The sequence below is a fragment of the Variovorax palleresanus genome, from assembly GCF_051144945.1.
Taxonomy (GTDB): Bacteria; Pseudomonadota; Gammaproteobacteria; order Burkholderiales; family Burkholderiaceae_C; genus Variovorax; species Variovorax paradoxus_S.
This window is the reverse complement of record NZ_JBJNVP010000001.1, coordinates 586,962-602,844: the sequence shown is the minus strand read 5'-3', so window position 1 is coordinate 602,844 and position 15,883 is coordinate 586,962. Positions and strand designations below refer to the sequence as shown.

The window sequence follows — 15,883 nt, the reverse complement described above, 5'->3', positions numbered from 1 at the left end:
GCCATGGCTCCCGCCAAGATCCCCGTCACGATCGTCACCGGCTTTCTCGGGGCCGGCAAGACCACGCTCGTGAACCACCTGCTGGCGCAGTGCAGCGGCACCTACATCGGCATCATCGTCAACGAGTTCGGCGAGGTCGGCATCGACGGGCAGCTGATCGTCGCTGATGACCAGCCGCTGATCGAGATCACCAATGGCTGCGTCTGCTGCACGGTGCGAAAGGACCTGACGGCGGCGGTGAACGAGCTGCTCCAACGCGCCGAACGTCCGATCGAGCGGCTGATCATCGAGACCTCCGGCCTGGCCGATCCCGCGCCGGTGCTGCAGAGCTTTCTCGCCGATGCTGACCTGTTGCAACGCGTGGAACTCGAGGCGGTGATCACCGTCGCCGATGCACACCATATCCTGATTCACATCGGCGACGACATCGTGCGCGAGCAGATCGCCTTCGCCGACGTGATCGTGCTCAACAAGGTCGAGATTCCCCGCGCGCAGAAGCTGGAGCAACTCGAGCGTGAGCTGCGCCGGCTGAATCCGGCCGCACATCTGGTCAGGACGGAGCGCGCGCGGGTCCCGGCCGCCGAGCTGCTGGGCACGAGGCGCTTCTCGCTGCCGCACGTCCTGTCGATCGAGCCCGATCTGCTGGACGGTGAGGCTCATGACCACGAGCACGACACCTCGATCGGCTCGTGCTGCGTGGAAACCGACGGCGCCATCGACCCGGACCGGTTCAGCCGTTGGATGAACCAGCTTGTTCAACGCGAAGGCGCAGGGCTGATGCGCACGAAGGGCGTGCTTCACTTCGACGGCGAGGCGCGTCAGTTCCACTGTCACAGCGTGCACATGCTGCTCGACGCGCGGCCTGGACGGCGGTGGGGCCCCGACGAGCCGCGCCGCAGCAAGTTGGTCTTCATCGGGCGGGAACTTGCGGCGGACGCCTTGCGCGAGGGCTTCCTCGGATGCCTCGCGGTTCAACCTGATCGGGCGCTGGAGCGTGCCATGGAATCCGAAACGGAGCACCCATGAAACTCCAGCATGCGCTGGGCGGCCTCGAGAACCTCGGGCCTGTGAGCCTCGAAACCCGGGTCTTCGTGCAGGAGTGGGAGAAGCGCATCTTTGGCATCCACACGGTGATGATGGCCGAGAGCGCCCACCTCGCAGAGGCATTGCCCAGATATCCGATGGCCAGCTTACCCACCACGTTCAAGCACACCTGGACCTGGGCCTCGCTGCGCACTGGTGCCGAGGGCATGCAGCCCTTCGAGTACTTCAAGTTCCGCTACTACGAGAAATGGCTGATGGGCATCAGCCAGTTTTTTGTCGACGAGGGCTACATCACCGCCCAAGAGCTGGCGTGGTGGACCGCGCACTATCGCGTCCAGCCCGACGCGCCACTGCCCGAGCGGCCCAGCGAGCCGATCAAACATCAGATCGTCGACTATCTGCTGCAAGGCGACTCCAGCCAGCGGCCGTTGCCGCATGCGCCGCGGTTCACGCTCGGTCAGACGGTGCAGGTGGCCGACCCGGCGGCGGCTGACCACACGCGGCTACCCGGCTACCTGCGCAACAAGAAAGGCACTGTCCGCGAGGTGTACCAGGGTGCCTTCGAGTATTTCTGTTCGACCGGGCCTGACGGGCTGGAAGGACCGATGCCGGTGTACCGCGTCGCGTTCGATGCGCGCGACATCTGGGGCCCCGACCTCTGCGAACCGAACACGACGATCTACGCCGACCTCTTCGAGGTCTACCTGCAATGCCGAACGCCCGAGGAAAAGAAAACGCCATGAGCAGCGATCTGTTCAAGTACAACGAAGAGCGCGAAGCAGCGAGCGCCGCGAAGGTGCGCGCACTGGAGGCCCTGCTGATCGAGAAGGGCGTGATCGGCAGCGATTCGGTCGATGCGGTGCTCGATCATTTCGAGAAGACCGCGGGACCGTTCAACGGCGCGCGAATCGTTGCGCGAGCATGGGTCGATCCCGCCTACAAGCAGCGCCTGCTCGCCGACACGCCCAAGGCCATTGCCGAACTTCAGCTGCCATTGGGCATGGAGGGCGCCGAGGGGGAGCACATGGCCGCAGTGGCCAACGGTCCGGGCGTGCACAACCTGATCATCTGCACGCTCTGTTCCTGCTATCCGTGGCCGGTGCTTGGGCTGCCGCCCTACTGGTACAAGGATCCGGTGTTCCGCGCGCGAGGCGTGCGCGAGCCGCGCGCGGTCCTGCGCGAGTTCGGCGTGCCGATAAGCGAGCACATCGAAGTGAAGGTGTGGGACAGCAGCGCGCAGATCCGCTGGTTCGTTGTGCCCGAGCGGCCGGCAAACACCGACGGCTTCAGCGAAGAGCAGCTGGCTGCGCTGGTCACGCCGGAGGCGATGATGGGCGTTGCGCTGGTACCGCCGCCTACAACGGCCTGAGGCGGGGTGCCATGTTCACTCGCTTCGAGGAATATGCGGCCTCTCAGATGCTGGGCCATGCCGACTCGCCGCCGCGCAGCCAGGGCAAGCTGTTCTTTGCGGAGGCCTGGCAACGCCAGCTCTTCGGGTTGACGCTGGCCTTGGCCAAGCAGGGCCACTTCGACTGGGAAGACTTCCGCCAGCACCTGATCGAATCGATCGGCGATTGGGAACGGCTCGATTGCGCGGCGCAGCCGCCGTGGGACTACTACGAGCGGTTCTTCGGGGCGCTGCTGCAGGTTCTGGAGCGGCAGCAGGTGGTGACTGAACGCGAACTGGCCGGAGTCCTGGCCGATCCGCCTTTGCGGAGCCATGAATGAGCACCGAGTGGCTGTCCTTTTCGGGCTTGGTCCTGATGTTCGCTTTGGGGCTGCGGCATGGGTTGGACCCCGACCACATTGCCTGCATCGACGGCCTGACCTGGCAGGCTCTGGACCGCAGTGCCCACCACGGCCACGCGCCCTGGATCGGCACGTTGTTCGCGCTCGGCCACGGGTTGCTCGTCACCGCGATCGCAGCGGGGGTGAGCCAGCTCCCTCATGACGTGCGCGTGCCTGAAGCTCTGGTGACGGTGTTCGACTGGATTCCCACGGTGCTGCTTGTGCTGGTCGGGACGATGAACCTGCGCCTCCTGCGGCGCCGCGATGTTGCCTTCGCGCCTGCCGGATGGAAATTAAAGCTGGTCCCGCAGCGCCTGCGCCTGCACGCCAGCCCGTGGGCGGTGGTGCTGACGGGCGTATTGTTCGCCACGGTGTTCGACACTGCGACGCAGGCAGCGGCTTGGGGATACGTGGCCAGCCACCGCGGCGGCGGCCTGTCCGCTGCGCTTGCCGCCGGGTTGGTCTTCACCGCCGGCATGATGATCACCGACACGCTGGACGGCCGGCTGATCTGCAGCATCGACCGACGCACCGACGGGCAGGCTGCCGCCCGCCGCTACCGCCGGGTGCTGGGCTGGCTCATCGTCTGCATCTCGTATGCCGTGGCTGCGTACAACATCGGCAAGGCACTGATGCCAGCAATAGAACTTGGCGAGAACGCGTTCTCGCTCAGCGGCCTTGCGCTGGTTCTGATGATGCTGATTGTCTGGACCTGGTCGGTCGGCCGCGGTTGATTCATAGTGCCATCGCACCGTGCTGAAGACTTTGCAGCGCCGGTCGTGGGCAATCGGCGACCGGAAGACTCCTATGCCGTACGCCGCAAGCTGTGCCGCGTGGCTACGGGCTGGCCGGCTTCGCCTTGCGCTCGGTGAATTTCCTGGCGCCGAGCGAGTAGGCACCGGACGCAAAATTGATGGCGTGCCCACGCCGGGCAGCGGTTGCGGCCTTGGCGAACATCTCGTCGCCCATCTCCTTCCACCACGATTTGGTGATGGCCACGGAGGTTGGCGACCATTGCGACACCTGCGCGCAGATTTCTGCCACCCGCTCGTCCAGGCGGGCGTCATCCACGACTTCGTGGACCAGGCCGAGCGCCAGGGACTGCGCGGCCGGCACGATCTCGGCGAGCAGCACGAGCCGCTTCATCGCGGCCTCGCCGATGATGGAGTTCAGCAAGGTGCTGCCGAAGATGGCTGCGGAGCCCACCTTGAACTCGGTCATTCCGAAACGCGCCTGGGTTGAAGCAATGCGAAGGTCCGACATGAGCGCGATCTGCAGTCCTGCGCCGGCGGCCACGCCGTTGATCCGTGCGATGACCGGCTTGCCGAGCGCACGAAACACCTCGTACAGGGCCATGTAGCTGTCGATCCGCGCGGCCGACCCTGCCGCGTCCATGGCAGCGCTCTCGTGCTGATCCTGGCCCGCGCAGAAGGCCCTGCCGGCGCCGGTGATCACGATCGCGCGCACCCCCGCGTCGGCGTCGGCCGACAGAAGGGCGGACTGGAAGAGTTCGCGCTGCGTGCGGTCGAACGCGTTCATCGCGTTCGGGCGATCCATTGTGATCAAGGCGACGCCCTTCTCGATGGCGAGAGTGACGCAAGGTTTTGCGGAAAGCGTTTCAGTCATTGGTTGGCTCCAAGATGCGTGTGGGGTTCTAGCGGGCAACCTTGATCCGCTGCACCACCTGCTCCCATTTGGTCGATTCGTTCTGCAGCCGGTCGCGCGCCTGGGCGGGCGTGCTGTGAACAGCCTCGACTCCAATCTGCGCGAAGCGGCGCTTGACCGCCTCGTCTGCCAGTGTCTCGTTGAGCGCCGCATTCAGCGTGGCGATCACGTCATCGGGCGTCCCCTTGGGCGCCAGCACCGCATACACCGAGGCGGCAACGAACTGCGGCAGGCCCTGCTCCGCAAAGGTTGGCAGGCCCGGGAAGATGTCCAGCCGCTGCGGGCTTGCCACGCCCACGGCCACCACCTTTCCTGAGGCCAGGTTGGTGAGCGCGGTGGGCGAGGTGGTCACCATGAACTGGATCTCGCCCGCAAACAGATCGGCCATGGCCGGCGCGGAACCGCGGTAGGGCACGTGCAGCAGTTCAATGGCCGCTTGCTGGCGGAACCACTCGGTGACGATGTGTTCGGTCGAGCCGTTGCCCGACGAGCCGTAGGCGAGCTTGCCCGGCTGCTGCCTGGCCTTGGCGACCAAGTCCGCGTACGAGATGATGCCGCTTGCCTTCGACGCGAGCATGACCAAGGGCAGCTCACCGACCGTGGCCACCGGCCTGAAGTCCTTGGCGATTTCGTAGCCGACGGCCTCGGCGCCGGACATCTTTTCCGACATGACGTAAGAAGTGGTCGGTGCCATGAGGAGGGTGTGGCCGTCCGGCGCCGCCCGCTTGACGAATTGCGCCCCGATCGCACCGGAGGCGCCCGCCCTGTTGTCCACCACCACGGACAGCTTCAGCTTCTGTGCCATGCCCTGCGCAAGGATGCGCCCGACCACGTCGACACCGCCGCCGGCCGGAAAGGCCACGACCAGGGTGATGGGCTTGTCAGCGAGGGCGGCCTGGGCCCATGCGCAGAAGGCGAGGCCGGAAACCATCACCATCGCCTGACGCCAGCGATTCAAGCGAACTCGGATCATGACTTTTCCTTTCAGTTGAGCAATCGGGGAAATCGACGGAGACCTTGAATCGGTTGGGAGTCAGTGCTTGACCGCGCGAAAGCCGGCGGCGTCGGCGTCCCACACACCGGTCAGGCTGCGAGACAGTTCCTTCTTCTGGATCCGCTGAGTCGGTGTCTTGGGGAAGGCGTCGATGAACTCGACGTAGCGTGGAATCTGGAAGTACGGCAGCTTGCCGCTGCACCAGCGGATCAGGTCGAGCGGCGTGATGTCGGCCCCTTCGCGCAGGCGCACGAACAGCTTGAGCTCGTCTTCGCCAAGCTCGCTGGGAACACCGACCAATGCCACTTCGGCCACCGCATCGTGCTGCGCAAAGACGCTCTCCACATCCCAGGCCGCGATGTTGATCCCGCGGCGTCGCAGCATGTCCTTCTTGCGCCCCGCGTAGAAGAGATTGCCGTTCGCATCGCGGTGCGCGAGATCGCCGCTGAGGAACAGCTCACCGCGGCGCGCGGCGGCATCGGCCTGCGGATTTCTGAAGTAGCCCAGGAAGCCGAGGCTCGGATCGAGCGCTCGAATGGCGATCTCGCCTTTGTCGCCTGGCTCGACCGGTGACCCATCGTCCGCGAGAAGCGAGATCTCGTAGTACGACAGCGGCTTGCCGATGGAGCCCGGCGGGCCATCGATGTTCGCGGTCACGAAGGTGATCAGCTCGGAGAGACCGTAGCCCTCGCGCATCGACACGCCGAAACGTTCGGCAAATGCGTGCCACACATCGGCGGGGCAGCCTCCTCCCCAGGCGATGCGCACGCCGTGTTCGCGGTCGTCGGGGCGCTCCGGCTGCTTCAGCAGCATCGGCAGCACGCTGCCCAGGTAATGGATGTGCGTGGCCCGGTGGCGGCGAACGTCGCCCCAGAATCCCGAAGCGCTGAAGCGTTCCAGCATTGCCAGCTGGAAGCCTCCCATCAGTGCGGCAATCGCGACGGCCACCCCGGAGCCGTGGTGGAGCGCCTCCCAGAACAGAAAGACGTCACCGGGTCCGGCCTCTGTCAGGCGAAGGATGGCCATGGGCCCGGCACGCAGATGGCGGTCGGACTTCAGAACGCCCTTGGGTGCGCCGGTGGTGCCCGAACTCGGACTGAGGGCAATGATCTCGTCGGCCTTTACGAGGGGCGCGGCATCGTCCTGATCGCAGAGGGCGAAGCGATCGAACTCCCCGTCGATGCCATTGCGCCAGATCACCTGGGGCAGGTCGCTTCCGAGTTCTTCGAGCGCAACACGGTAGGCACCGTCGGCAACGATGGCCTGTGGCGCGAGCTCGTCGAGGAGGTGGGCCAGCGGCGCGCCCAGCAGGTGCACGTTGATCGGTACGCGAACCATGCCCAGCCGCGCCAGCGCAAAGATCAGGTAGAGGTGATCGGGATGGCTGGGCAGCATGACGCCGACCCGGTCGCCTTTTTTCAAACCTTGCGACTTCAGCAGCGTGGCCACTTGATTCACACGCTGGTCGAGCATCCCGAGGCTGACGCGCTCGTCCCTGAAGGTGCAATAGATGTCTCCCGGGTGGGAGCGGGCGCGGCGAGCGAGCAACTCACCGATGGTCTCCTCGCTGAGCGAAGCCATGGCGACCGATCCGGGCAAAAGGGTTCCTTGCGGCATCTTGTTCCCTGCTGGAGAAGGCAAACCGAAAGATCTTGATAATTGATATGCAATTATCAAACTTGCATTTCAATTTAATCTTCGGCGGTATGTCTCACCACGTCAAGTACGGGATACGCGCACCACCCCGGATGCGGCGCTCGAACCGACGGTCGGCACATCCGGCAGCCAGAAGAAAAGAAGGGATGGGCAGCGGGGGCGAGCCCCGCGCTCAGATGGAGGCTTCGCGTGCCGCCAGTTCGAGCCGGGGGAGTATCAGTTCGCGCACCTGGGCGATGCTGTAGCGCGAACGTACGGTCGATACGTTGAGGGCGGCGATGGGGCGCCCCGAGAAATCCGTCACCGGTACGGACACGGACACGCCGTCATCGCCGAAATTCTTCTCGGTGAATGAATGCCCGTCTTCCGCCGCCTTGCGGAAAATGGAGAGCACCTCGGAGCGGCTGCGGCTGCCGAAGCGGGCCCGCGTCTCAGGGGGCAGGGCGTCAAGCATCTTCGACAGCTGTGCCTGCGGAGCTTGCGAGAGAAGCACCTGGCCGGAGGAAGAGGTGAGCGCAGGAAAGCGGCTTCCAGCCGGAAGATTGATGGCCGTGATGTGCGATCCGGGGATGTTCAGCAGCACGACCACCTCGTCTCCGTCCAGTTCGACCCATGACACCGTCTCGCGCGTCTCCCTTGCGAGCTTCTCGAGCAGTGGATACGCCAGCTCTCGTTGCGGATGATGGCGATGGATGCCGCGCACCAGGCCCAGCAGCTTCAGGGAGGGCAAGTACTTTTTCGACTCATTGTCCCTGCTGAGGTAGCCAAGCCGGTGAAGCGTGTAGACGAAACGCTGCGCCGCGCTGCGGCCCATGCCTGTGTGCTCCGCAATGTCGCCGATCGAAAGGGTGGAGGGATGTTCGTTGAACAGTTCGAGGACGCGCATTCCCTTCTCCATCGAACCGACGAACAAGCGCCCATCGACATCGCTTTGATCTTCGGGCGAATCGGCCTGAGCAGAGGAGCGGTGCTTCGAGCGCTTTTGAGACGTGTCCACAGGAGCGAAACTGTCGATAGTGTGAATACGTATCGAGGGGCGGCACTCCTTCGAGGAGCAGCCGGAGGCAGCAGGGGCGAAAAATAGTGTAGCGCACTCGCCCGCGTCATCATGGCGAGCGGTCGGAAGGCGCGCAGTGGTGGCCGCAAGCTGGATCGCTTCGACCGGCGCATCGACGCGATCTGGCGTTCTCGACATTCGTGCCGAGGTGAGGTGAGGCTCTTAAGCCCCGAGTAGATTCCTCAAAAGAAAAAGTGCCAGAAATAAGGCGCCCAGCACCATGAAATATGCCAAAGGCGCGCCTGCCATGGTCTCCCACCATCTCGGTGGGCCGTATGGCTTCGGTTTACTCTTCTGAATGTTCATCATGGTCCTTCAGAGCTGTGCCGCAGCCTTCGGGTACGCCCAGTGGCACCGAGTGCTTGCCCCAGGCGGGTCGGCCAGGATCAGGCCGGCGACGCCACAGCCGAGCGCAGCTCACGACTGAATCGCAGGAGCATCGCTGCAGGCCCCGGCCATGAAGAGGTCGATGCACAACAACAACGATGCACGCCGTCTGCGTTTTTCCCGTTGATTGGCATGCTCGGCAAGAACGGCGATGCCCACCGAATGCAGGCAGCGCGCTACGCAAGCCGGCCGAAGTCCCTCCTTCAGCTGACGACGCTCGCAAGCCAGAGTCATCACTCGACTCAGTCGTGCCACCGTGTCTCCCATCGTGCGCCCAATCCGAGTCACCACGCCGACAGGCAACTCGCCCTGCGCCGGGTGCCGAAGCACCAATTGGGCAGCGCGCCATTGATCTGGATCTTCCATGCAACGGGTCATTTGTCGCCACATTTGCTCTCGCAGGAGTTGGAGCGGCTCCGGGTGTGCCTGATAGGCGACCATGTCCGGCCCGATGTCCATCGGCCATCGAAGCTGATCGATGATCGCGGCCACCAGCGCGGCCTTGTTCTCGAAGTGCCAATACACCGCGCCGCGCGTCACGCCAGCGAGCCTCGCCACATTTTCCAGCGTAGTGGCGCGCACACCGCTGGCAGCAAAGGCTTCCAGAGCGGCTTGGAGCACCCGGGTGCGGGTGATTTCGGTGGCTGCGCGATTGCGTCTCACGGCGCCGGTTCCGCGGTGCGTGCGGATGCGCTCTGGGTTTCCGAGGTCTCCATCCAACCGCCGCCCAGCGTCTTGTAGAAGGTCACCAGGTTGGTGAACCGCGACAGCCGGGTGCCGATGAGGTTCTGCTGCGCGGTGTAGAGCGAGCGCTGCGCGTCGAGCACGCTCAGGTAGCTGTCGACGCCACGCTTGAAGCGCGCGTCCGACAACCGGTAGCTCTCCGCCGTGGCGTCCACCAGCGACTGCTGGGCGTCGAGCTGCCGGCCCAGCGTGCTGCGCTGTGCGAGCGCGTCCGACACCTCGCGAAAAGCCGTCTGGATGGCTTTCTCGTACTGCGCCACGTAGATGTCACGGTCGGTGCGTGCGATGTCGAGGTTGGCCCGGTTCGCACCGCCATCGAAGATCGGCAATGAAATCTGCGGCGCAAAACTCCAGCTGCGCGAGCCACCGGTGAACATGTTCGACAGGCTTGCGCTCGAGCTGCCCGCCGAGGCCGTGAGGCTGATGCGCGGGTAGAACGCGGCGCGCGCGGCGCCGATGTTGGCATTGGCCGCCTTGAGATCGCGCTCGGCCTTCAGGATGTCGGGCCGGCGTTGCAGCAGATCCGAAGGCAGGCCCGGCGGAATGGTCGCCAGCGGGCTTGCGGCCGCCGCCGCCGTGTTGGGCAGGGCATGCGGCAGCAGTTCGTCTGGCACTTCGGCGCCCACGAGCAGCCTCAGTGCATTGCGGTCCTGCGCCACCTGCGCGGTGTAGCGCTCGACGTCGACGCGCGCGGTGTCCACGCTCGTCTGCGCCTGGCGCAGCGTCAACGCCGAGGCCGCGCCCAGTTCGAAGCTGCGCTGGTTGAGTTGGTAGGTGCGGCCCTGGCTCGCGAGCGTGTCCTGCGCGAGGCGGAGCCGGTCCTGGTCGGCGGCCATCGTGAGGTAGGCCGTCGCCACCTCGGCCACCAGGCTGATCTGCGTGCTGCGGCGCGCCTCGGTGGTGGAGAAGAACTGCTCCAGCGCCTGGGCATTGAGGCTGCGCACACGGCCGAACAGATCGATCTCGTAGGCGCTGAAACCGAGCGACGCGCTGTAGCTGTGCGAAACCTGCGCACTGCCGCTGGCCGACAGGTCCGCCGGCGTGCGGCTGCCGTTGCCGCCGGCACTGGCGTTGACGGTGGGAAACAGCGCCGCATCCTGCACGCGGTACTGGGCTCGCGCCTTTTCGATGTTCAGCGCGGCCACGCGCAGGTCGCGGTTGTTGGCCAGTGCGGTCTCGATCACGCGCTGCAAGGCGGGGTCGGTGAACACGTCGCGCCAGCCGATCTCGGCGACCGGCGCGGCAGCGGCCGCCGCGGTGTCCCCTGCGAAGGTCTGGGGCACGGGCGCCATGGGTCGCTGGTAGGCAGGCATCAGGCTGCAGCCGCTGAGCAGCAGCGCCGCAAGCGTCACGGAAGTCAAGGTGAAGCGATTCATGTCAGAGACCTTCCGAAGCAGCGGCGGCAGACGCAGGGGTGTGGGATGCGGGCGACGCCGGCTCAGCGGGCTTGCGCTTGAACATGCCCAGCACGAGAACGAAAAACAGCGGCACGAAGAAGATGGCCAGGATGGTGCCGGACAGCATGCCGCCGATCACCGCCGTGCCCAGCGCGTGCTGGGCACCAGCGCCGGCACCGCTGCCGAGCACCAGCGGCAGCACGCCCAGAATGAAGGCGAGCGAGGTCATCAGGATGGGACGCAGCCGCATGCGAACGGCCTGCAGCGCCGACTCCACCAGGCTCATGCCGCCTTCGTACAGCTCCTTCGCGAACTCGACGATCAGGATCGCGTTCTTCGACGCCAGGCCGATCGTGGTCAGCAGGCCCACCTGAAAGTACACGTCGTTCATCTTCCAGGTCAGCACCGCGCCGAGCAGCGCGCCGAACACGCCCAGCGGCACCACCATGATCACCGAGAACGGGATGGCCCAGCTCTCGTAGAGCGCGGCCAGGCAGAGGAACACGATCAGGATCGACAGCGCATACAGCAGGCCGGTCTGTCCGCTCGACGCCTTCTCCTGGCGCGACAGGCCGGTCCACTCGTAGCCGATGCCCGGCGGCAGCTTGGCAACCGCCGCTTCCACGATGGCCAGCGCCTCTCCGCTCGAAGCGGAACCCGGCATGGCCATGCCCAGGATCTCCACCGACGGCACGCCGTTGTAGCGCTCCAGCCGCGGCGAGCCAGAAGTCCACCCCGCCTTGGCAAACGAGGTGAAGGGCACCATGGTGCCGGCGCTGTTGCGCACGTACCAGCGGTCGATGTCCTCCGGCAGCATGCGGTATTGCGCGTCGGCCTGCAGCATCACCTTCTTCACGCGGCCCTTGTCGATGAAGTCGTTGACATAGCTGCTGCCCCAGGCGGTAGAGAAGGTGTTGTTGATGTCGGCCATCGAAAGGCCGAGCGCTCCGGCCTTGTGCGGATCGACTTCCAGGCGGAACTCAGGTGTGTCCTCCATGCCGTTGGGCCGCACGGCCACCAGGCGCTTGTCGTTCGACAGTTCGCCCAGCAGCTGGTTGCGCGCCTGCATCAATGCGGCATGGCCGAGGTTGGCCCGGTCCTGCAGCATCAGGTCGAAGCCGGTGGCATTGCCGAGCTCCGCCACCGCGGGCGGCGCGAAGGCGAACACCTTCGCATCGCGAATGGTCGCGAAGAACGCGCCGGCCTTGGCCGCCACGCCGGTCACGCTCAGTGCGTCACCCGGGCGCTCGTCCCATGGCTTGAGCTTGACGAAGGCGAAGCCGGTGTTCTGGCCGCTGCCCGCGAAGCTGAAGCCCGACACCGCGAATACGCCGGACACCGCATCCTTCTGGTCCTCCAGGAAGTGATGCTCCACCTGATGGATCACCTGGTCGGTGCGCGCGCTGGTGGCGCCCGGCGGCAGCTGGATCAGCACGAACATCGTGCCCTGGTCTTCGTCCGGCAGAAAGCCCACGGGCAGCTTCATGAAACCGAAGACCACGGCCGCCAGCAGCACGGCATAGACGATCATGTAACGCCAGCCCTTGCCCAGCATGTGGCGCACCACGCCCTGGTAGCGGCGGTTGCCGCGGTCGAAATTGCGGTTGAACCAGCCGAAGAAGCCGGTGCTCGCCATCGCATGGCCCTTGGCGACCGGCTTGAGCAGCGTGGCGCAAAGGGCCGGCGTGAGCACCAGCGCCACCAGCACCGAGAGCGTCATGGCCGAGACGATGGTGATCGAGAACTGCCGGTAGATCACGCCGGTGGAGCCGCTGAAGAAGGCCATCGGCACGAACACCGCCGCCAGCACCAGGGCCACGCCGACGAGCGCGCCGGTGATCTGGCCCATCGACTTGCGCGTGGCCTCCTTCGGCGAAAGCCCCTCTTCCGTCATCAGGCGCTCGACGTTCTCGACCACCACGATGGCGTCGTCCACCAGGAGGCCGATGGCCAGCACCATGGCGAACATGGTCAGCGTGTTGATGGTGAAGCCGAAGGCCGAAAGCACGCCGAACGTACCCAGCAGCACCACCGGCACCGCGATGGTCGGGATCAGCGTGGCTCGGAAGTTCTGCAGAAAGAGGTACATCACCAGGAACACCAGCACCACCGCCTCGATGAGCGTGCGCACGACCTCCTCGATGGAGATGCGCACGAACGGCGTGGTGTCGTAGGGCTTTTGCACCTTCATGCCCGGCGGGAAGAACTTCTCCAACTCGGCCACGCGCGCATCGACGGCCCTCACCGTGTCGAGCGCATTGGCCCCCGCGGCGAGCTTGATCGCCAGGCCCGCGGCGGGCTTGCCGTTGTAGCGGCCGACCGTGCCGTAGGACTCGCTGCCCAGCTCGATGCGGGCCACGTCGCGCAGGCGCACCTGCGAGCCGTCGGTCTGCGTGCGCAGCAGGATGCCCTCGAACTCCCCCGCGGTCTTCAGCCGCGTCTGCGAGGTGATGGTGGCGTTGATCTGCTGGTCGCTTGTCGCGGGCAGCCCGCCGAGCTGGCCGGAGGAGACCTGCGCGTTCTGCGCCTGGATGGCGGTCTTCACGTCGATCGGCGTGAGGTTGAAGTTGGCAAGCTTGTCGGGGTCGAGCCATACGCGCATGGCGTACTGCGAGCCGAACAGCGTGGTGTCGCCCACGCCTTCGACCCGGCTGATCGCGTCCTGCACGTTGGCGGCCACGTAGTCGGACAGGTCGGAGCCGTTCATGCTGCCGTCTTCCGAGGTGAAGGCCAGCACGTTCAGGAAGTTGGTGGCCGACTTGGTGACGGTGACGCCCTGCTGCTGCACTTCTTGCGGCAGCAGCGGCGTGGCCAGCGAAAGCTTGTTCTGCACCTGCACCTGGGCGGTGTCGGGATCGGTGCCGTTCTCGAAGGTCAGCGTGATGGTGACCGAGCCCGACGACTCGCTGGTCGAGGCCATGTAGCTCAGCCTGTCGAGCCCCTTCATCTTCTGCTCGATGACCTGGGTGACGGTGTCCTCCAGCGTCTTGGCGGAAGCGCCGGGGTAGTTGGCGGTGACGGCGACCGCGGGCGGCGCGATGCTCGGATACTGGGCGATCGGAAGCGTGAAGATCGAGAGCGCCCCCGCCAGCATCACGATGATGGCGAGGACCCAGGCGAAGACCGGGCGGTCGATGAAAAAACGTGCCATGGATGTCTTTCGCCGATCAGTGAGCCGTGCTCTTGGGCGCGCCGGCCGCCGGTGCGCCGGCGGGCTTGGCCTTCCATGCCACCACCTTCACCTCGGCACCGGGGGCGGCACGCTGCTGGCCGTCGACCACCAGTTGCTCGCCGGCCTGCAGGCCGCTGCTCACCAGCCACTGGTCGCCCACGGCGCGCTCGGTCTCCAGGGCGCGCAGTTGCAGCTTGTTGTCCTTGCCCACCACGTAGGCGGTCGGCTTGCCCGTGCTGCCGCGGGAGACCGCCTGTTGCGGCACCAGCAGGCCCTGCTCCTTCACACCTTCCTGCAGCACCGCGCGCACGTACATGCCGGGCAGCAGGTCGGCGTCCGGATTCGGGAACACCGCGCGCAGCGTGATGGCGCCGGTGTTCTGGTCGACGGTCACGTCGGAGAACTCGAGCTTGCCCTCCAGCGGATAGGCGCTGCCGTCCTCGAGCAGCAGCTTCACCTTGGCGGTGTTGGCGCCGGCCTTCTGCAGCTCGCCGCGGGCCATTGCCTGCTTCAGCCGCAGCAGCGCCGCGCTGGGCTGCGTCACGTCGACATAGATCGGGTCGAGCTGCTGGATGGTCGCAAGCGCGCTGGCCTGGCTTGCGGTGACCAGTGCGCCCGGCGTGACGCTCGACTTGCCGATGCGGCCGGAGATCGGTGCATCCACGCGGGCGTACGCCAGGTTGATGCGGCTGGTCTCGACATTCGCCCTGGCCGATGCGACGTCGGCCTCGCCCTGGCCGAGCGAGGCGGCAGCGTCGTCGTAGTCCTGCTGGCTCACGGCCTGGATGGCCACCAGCTCCTTGTAGCGCTCGGCCTTGAGCCGGGTGGTCTTGAGGCTGGCTTCCGCCTTGGCCAGCGCGGCCACGTTGCTGTCGTAGGTGGCCTTGTAGGTGGCGGGATCGATCTGGTAGAGCGGCTCGCCGGCCTTCACGTCGCTGCCCTCGCGGAACTTGCGCGCCTTCACGATGCCGTTGACCTGGGGCCGCACATCGGCAATGAGGAATGGCACGGTGCGCCCGGGCAGTTCGGTGCTCAGCGCCACGCGCTGCGGCTGGACAGTGACCACGCCGACTTCGGGCGTGCCCAGCGCCGGGGGCGGGCCGCCCGGCGGCTTGCCGCAGGCGACGAGCAGGCAGGTGGACACGAGGGCCGAGGCAAAGGTCAGGCTATAGGTGAAAGAGGGGCGCATGACAGGGTTCCTGAAAGATGACCGAACGACGGTTTGAAGGTCGGTCCGCGTTTAAATATACAGTGCTGTACAGAAATGTATTTTGACTTCCAGGAGATGTCAATCAATAATGAGCAGTCATGTACAGAAATAAATAGGGGACCCGATGCGAGTCAGAACAGAAGCCAAGCGCGATGCCATCGTTCAGGTGGCGTCGGAGGTCTTTCGGGAACTGGGGTTCGAAGGCGCTTCCATGGTGGAGATCGCCGCCCGCCTGGGCGGTTCGCGCGCCACGCTCTATGGCTACTTCAGCTCCAAGGAGGAGCTGTTCGTCGCGGTGATCCACGCCTCGGCGAAGAGCCATTTCGAGCCGATCTTCGCGGCGCTGGCCGAGGAGGGCGATGAAGACCTGGAGCCCGTGCTGCAGCGGTTCGGCGAGAAGGTCCTGGCCGCGATGTGCTCGCAAGAGGTCATCCAGGCGCACAGGGCCGTGATCGCCGAATCCGGCCGCAGCGACATCGGGCGGCTCTTCTTCGAAGGAGGCCCCAAGAAGGGCATCGCCGAGCTGGCGGGTTTCCTGGAGCGGCAGATGCGCAAGGGCCGCATGCGAACGGCCGAACCCGCCACGGCGGCAAACCACCTGATGGCGCTGCTGGACTCTGAAACCGTCAGGCCGAGTCTCCTGGGCATCCAGGGACCGTTGACCCGCAAAGAACTGCGGGAGGCAACGCGCCGCGCCGTGCAGGTGTTCCTGGGTGGCTACGCATCGGCCGGCAAGCCCGCAGGATGACGGTGGATCGCGGCTCCTCGT

Annotated in this window: 14 protein-coding genes; 6 read left to right on the top strand and 8 right to left on the bottom strand. The window is 65.7% G+C overall.

Annotation, left to right across the window (positions count from 1 at the left end; translation table 11 throughout):
* Positions 1 to 3 precede the first annotated feature (3 nt).
* From ACJ7Z0_RS02820 to ACJ7Z0_RS02800, 5 genes are read left to right on the top strand one after another with little or no spacing between them, the layout of a single operon-like run.
* Positions 4 to 1,026, top strand: coding sequence for a CobW family GTP-binding protein (locus ACJ7Z0_RS02820; protein ID WP_434788576.1), 1,023 nt, complete (start codon positions 4 to 6; stop codon positions 1,024 to 1,026).
* Positions 1,023 to 1,787 carry a nitrile hydratase subunit beta gene (nthB, locus tag ACJ7Z0_RS02815; RefSeq protein ID WP_434788575.1) on the top strand — a complete coding sequence of 255 codons (765 nt, stop codon included), beginning with the start codon at positions 1,023 to 1,025 and terminating at the stop codon, positions 1,785 to 1,787. The genes ACJ7Z0_RS02820 and nthB overlap by 4 nt, the downstream gene beginning before the upstream one ends.
* Positions 1,784 to 2,413, top strand: coding sequence for a nitrile hydratase subunit alpha (nthA, locus tag ACJ7Z0_RS02810; protein ID WP_434788574.1), 630 nt, complete (start codon positions 1,784 to 1,786; stop codon positions 2,411 to 2,413). The genes nthB and nthA overlap by 4 nt, the downstream gene beginning before the upstream one ends.
* A gap of 11 nt (positions 2,414 to 2,424) precedes the next feature.
* Positions 2,425 to 2,772 carry a nitrile hydratase accessory protein gene (locus ACJ7Z0_RS02805; RefSeq protein ID WP_431120815.1) on the top strand — a complete coding sequence of 116 codons (348 nt, stop codon included), beginning with the start codon at positions 2,425 to 2,427 and terminating at the stop codon, positions 2,770 to 2,772.
* Positions 2,769 to 3,566 (top strand): HoxN/HupN/NixA family nickel/cobalt transporter, encoded by a 798-nt coding sequence (locus ACJ7Z0_RS02800; RefSeq protein ID WP_431120816.1) that lies wholly within the window; start codon positions 2,769 to 2,771, stop codon positions 3,564 to 3,566. The genes ACJ7Z0_RS02805 and ACJ7Z0_RS02800 overlap by 4 nt, the downstream gene beginning before the upstream one ends.
* Before the next feature lie 103 nt (positions 3,567 to 3,669).
* On the opposite strand, the gene ACJ7Z0_RS02795 is transcribed toward ACJ7Z0_RS02800, so the two are convergent.
* From ACJ7Z0_RS02795 to ACJ7Z0_RS02760, 8 genes are all read right to left on the bottom strand, one after another.
* Positions 3,670 to 4,458: an enoyl-CoA hydratase/isomerase family protein gene (locus tag ACJ7Z0_RS02795; RefSeq protein WP_434788573.1), complete on the bottom strand. Its 789-nt coding sequence runs from the start codon at positions 4,456 to 4,458 to the stop codon at positions 3,670 to 3,672.
* Positions 4,459 to 4,486: 28 nt separating this feature from the next.
* On the bottom strand, positions 4,487 to 5,470 hold the full coding sequence (locus ACJ7Z0_RS02790; RefSeq protein WP_434788572.1) for a Bug family tripartite tricarboxylate transporter substrate binding protein: 984 nt from the start codon (positions 5,468 to 5,470) through the stop codon (positions 4,487 to 4,489).
* A gap of 60 nt (positions 5,471 to 5,530) precedes the next feature.
* Positions 5,531 to 7,072 (bottom strand): AMP-binding protein, encoded by a 1,542-nt coding sequence (locus ACJ7Z0_RS02785; protein ID WP_434788571.1) that lies wholly within the window; start codon positions 7,070 to 7,072, stop codon positions 5,531 to 5,533.
* 247 nt (positions 7,073 to 7,319) lie between these two features.
* The gene (locus tag ACJ7Z0_RS02780; RefSeq protein ID WP_434788570.1) at positions 7,320 to 8,342 is read right to left on the bottom strand and encodes an IclR family transcriptional regulator; all 1,023 of its coding nucleotides are present in this window, start codon (positions 8,340 to 8,342) and stop codon (positions 7,320 to 7,322) included.
* 279 nt (positions 8,343 to 8,621) lie between these two features.
* The gene (locus tag ACJ7Z0_RS02775; RefSeq protein ID WP_434788569.1) at positions 8,622 to 9,254 is read right to left on the bottom strand and encodes a TetR family transcriptional regulator; all 633 of its coding nucleotides are present in this window, start codon (positions 9,252 to 9,254) and stop codon (positions 8,622 to 8,624) included.
* On the bottom strand, positions 9,251 to 10,711 hold the full coding sequence (gene adeC, locus ACJ7Z0_RS02770; RefSeq protein WP_434788568.1) for an AdeC/AdeK/OprM family multidrug efflux complex outer membrane factor: 1,461 nt from the start codon (positions 10,709 to 10,711) through the stop codon (positions 9,251 to 9,253). Before adeC ends, ACJ7Z0_RS02775 begins: the two co-directional genes overlap by 4 nt.
* A 1-nt stretch (position 10,712) precedes the next feature.
* Positions 10,713 to 13,883, bottom strand: a complete 3,171-nt coding sequence (locus tag ACJ7Z0_RS02765) for an efflux RND transporter permease subunit (protein WP_434788567.1) — start codon at positions 13,881 to 13,883, stop codon at positions 10,713 to 10,715.
* A 16-nt stretch (positions 13,884 to 13,899) separates the two neighbouring features.
* A complete protein-coding gene (locus ACJ7Z0_RS02760) occupies positions 13,900 to 15,093 on the bottom strand; it encodes an efflux RND transporter periplasmic adaptor subunit (protein WP_434788566.1) in 1,194 nt (397 codons plus the stop codon).
* A gap of 145 nt (positions 15,094 to 15,238) precedes the next feature.
* On the opposite strand from ACJ7Z0_RS02760, the gene ACJ7Z0_RS02755 reads away from it, so the two are divergent.
* Positions 15,239 to 15,862: a TetR/AcrR family transcriptional regulator gene (locus ACJ7Z0_RS02755; protein WP_434788565.1), complete on the top strand. Its 624-nt coding sequence runs from the start codon at positions 15,239 to 15,241 to the stop codon at positions 15,860 to 15,862.
* The last annotated feature ends 21 nt before the right edge of the window (positions 15,863 to 15,883 follow it).